A 3,318-nucleotide genomic window follows, 5' to 3' on the forward strand; every position below is an offset into this window, starting at 1 on the left:
ATTCACCATAACCTGCTAAGGTTATAGGGACAAGCCGTACGGGCAATTAGTATCAGTTAGCTTAATGCATTACTGCACTTCCACACCTGACCTATCAACGTCCTGGTCTCGAACGACCCTTCAAAGAGCTCAAGGCTCTGGGAAATCTCATCTCAAGGCAAGTTTCCCGCTTAGATGCTTTCAGCGGTTATCTCTTCCAGACTTAGCTACCCGGCAATGCCACTGGCGTGACAACCGGTACACCAGAGGTCTGTCCACTCCGGTCCTCTCGTACTAGGAGCAGCCCCCTTCAAATTTCCAACGCCCACGGCAGATAGGGACCAAACTGTCTCACGACGTTTTAAACCCAGCTCACGTACCACTTTAAATGGCGAACAGCCATACCCTTGGGACCGGCTACAGCCCCAGGATGTGATGAGCCGACATCGAGGTGCCAAACTCCCCCGTCGATATGAACTCTTGGGAGGAATCAGCCTGTTATCCCCAGAGTACCTTTTATCCGTTGAGCGATGGCCCTTCCATACAGAACCACCGGATCACTATGTCCTACTTTCGTACCTGCTCGACTTGTCAGTCTCGCAGTTAAGCACGCTTATGCCATTGCACTATCGTCACGATGTCCGACCGTAACTAGCGTACCTTCGAACTCCTCCGTTACACTTTAGGAGGAGACCGCCCCAGTCAAACTGCCTACCATGCACTGTCCCCGACCCGGATAACGGGCCAAGGTTAGAACCTCAAATGAACCAGGGTGGTATTTCAAGGTTGGCTCCACGAGAACTGGCGTCCCCGCTTCAAAGCCTCCCACCTATCCTACACAGATTGATTCAAAGTCCAATGCAAAGCTACAGTAAAGGTTCATGGGGTCTTTCCGTCTAGCCGCGGGTAGATTGCATCATCACAAACACTTCAACTTCGCTGAGTCTCGGGAGGAGACAGTGTGGCCATCGTTACGCCATTCGTGCAGGTCGGAACTTACCCGACAAGGAATTTCGCTACCTTAGGACCGTTATAGTTACGGCCGCCGTTTACTGGGACTTCAATCAAGAGCTTGCACCCCATCATTTAATCTTCCAGCACCGGGCAGGCGTCACACCCTATACGTCCACTTTCGTGTTTGCAGAGTGCTGTGTTTTTATTAAACAGTCGCAGCCACCAGTTTATTGCAACCCGTTCACCCTACTGAAGTAAATCAGCCAAGCTACAAGGGCGTACCTTTTCCCGAAGTTACGGTACCAATTTGCCGAGTTCCTTCTCCCGAGTTCTCTCAAGCGCCTTAGAATACTCATCTCGCCCACCTGTGTCGGTTTGCGGTACGGTCTCGTATGACTGAAGCTTAGAGGCTTTTCTTGGAACCACTTCCGATTGCTTCAGCACCTAAGTGCCTCGTCCCAGTCCCTTGAATTACGCGCCCGGATTTGCCTAAGCGCCTTCTATGAACCAGAAACTGCCTATTCCAACAGGCAGACAACCTTCCGCGATCCGTCCCCCCATCGCATCATACGACGGTGCAGGAATATTAACCTGCTTCCCATCAGCTACGCATCTCTGCCTCGCCTTAGGGGCCGACTCACCCTGCTCCGATGAACGTTGAACAGGAAACCTTGGGCTTACGGCGTGGGGGCTTTTCACCCCCATTATCGCTACTCATGTCAGCATTCGCACTTCTGATACCTCCAGCATCCTTTACAAGACACCTTCGCAGGCTTACAGAACGCTCTCCTACCATATGCTTACGCATATCCGCAGCTTCGGTGACTGGCTTAGCCCCGTTACATCTTCCGCGCAGGACGACTCGATCAGTGAGCTATTACGCTTTCTTTAAATGATGGCTGCTTCTAAGCCAACATCCTGACTGTTTTAGCCTTCCCACTTCGTTTTCCACTTAGCCAATCTTTGGGACCTTAGCTGGCGGTCTGGGTTGTTTCCCTCTTGACGCCGGACGTTAGCACCCGACGTCTGTCTCCCAAGCTCGCACTCATCGGTATTCGGAGTTTGCAATGGTTTGGTAAGTCGCGATGACCCCCTAGCCATAACAGTGCTCTACCCCCGATGGTGATACTTGAGGCACTACCTAAATAGTTTTCGGAGAGAACCAGCTATTTCCAAGTTTGTTTAGCCTTTCACCCCTACCCACAGCTCATCCCCTAATTTTTCAACATTAGTGGGTTCGGACCTCCAGTGCGTGTTACCGCACCTTCATCCTGGCCATGAGTAGATCACTTGGTTTCGGGTCTACACCCAGCGACTATCGCCCTGTTCGGACTCGATTTCTCTACGGCTTCCCTATATGGTTAACCTTGCCACTGAATGTAAGTCGCTGACCCATTATACAAAAGGTACGCAGTCACGGAACAAGTCCGCTCCTACTGTTTGTATGCACACGGTTTCAGGATCTATTTCACTCCCCTCCCGGGGTTCTTTTCGCCTTTCCCTCACGGTACTGGTTCACTATCGGTCGATTACGAGTATTTAGCCTTGGAGGATGGTCCCCCCATATTCAGACAGGATTTCTCGTGTCCCGCCCTACTTGTCGCACGCTTAGTTCCACACATCGCATTTCGAATACGGGGCTATCACCCGCTATGGCTCCTATTTCCAGAGGATTCTTCTATGCGTCATGCTAAAACGTGCAGGCTCATCCCATTTCGCTCGCCACTACTTTGGGAATCTCGGTTGATTTCTTTTCCTGCAGCTACTTAGATGTTTCAGTTCGCCGCGTTCGCTTTGCATACCTATGTATTCAGTATGCAATGACCTAAAAGGCCGGGTTTCCCCATTCGGAAATCTGCGGATCAAAGCTTGTTTGCTAGCTCCCCGCAGCTTATCGCAAGCTACTACGTCCTTCATCGCCTGTAATCGCCAAGGCATCCACCATGTGCACTTATTCACTTGTCCCTATAACGTTAGCCCCTTGCGACTAAACAAAGGAGCGGTTATAGAAATAAGAAGTACTACGTTGTTGCGTTTGTTGATACATACAATCATTACCCACCCACGCGGTTCCCCGCATGGGTACATAAAAATTTACTTACTTCTTCCAGATTGTTAAAGAACGTACAGCACTTGGTCTCTAAAAGACCAAACCTAAACATGCGCCCATCTGGCGTCGCTTACGTTTGAACTTTTGGTGGAGGATGACGGGATCGAACCGACGACCCCCTGCTTGCAAAGCAGGTGCTCTCCCAGCTGAGCTAATCCCCCATTGGGTAAGACTGGTAGGGCTGGTTGGACTCGAACCAACGACCCCCGCGTTATCAACACGGTGCTCTAACCAGCTGAGCTACAGCCCCAAATGCTGTTCTTTATTCATTACAG

The 3,318-nt window shown here is 50.8% G+C and carries 2 tRNA genes and 1 rRNA gene; all 3 read right to left on the reverse strand.

Going from position 1 to position 3,318, the window contains the following annotated elements:
- Nucleotides 1–25: 25 nt before the first annotated feature.
- The 3 genes from RUGAMON1_RS32465 to RUGAMON1_RS32475 all read right to left on the reverse strand — a co-directional run bounded on the left by RUGAMON1_RS32465 (nucleotide 26) and on the right by RUGAMON1_RS32475 (nucleotide 3,293).
- Nucleotides 26–2,898: ribosomal RNA gene (locus RUGAMON1_RS32465) — 23S ribosomal RNA — on the reverse strand.
- A gap of 230 nt (nucleotides 2,899–3,128) precedes the next feature.
- Nucleotides 3,129–3,204, reverse strand: a tRNA-Ala gene (locus RUGAMON1_RS32470).
- A 12-nt stretch (nucleotides 3,205–3,216) separates the two neighbouring features.
- A tRNA-Ile gene (locus tag RUGAMON1_RS32475) sits at nucleotides 3,217–3,293 on the reverse strand.
- Nucleotides 3,294–3,318: the final 25 nt, after the last annotated feature.

It is taken from the genome of Duganella rhizosphaerae (assembly GCF_040364205.1).
Classification (GTDB): Bacteria; Pseudomonadota; Gammaproteobacteria; order Burkholderiales; family Burkholderiaceae_D; genus Rugamonas; species Rugamonas rhizosphaerae.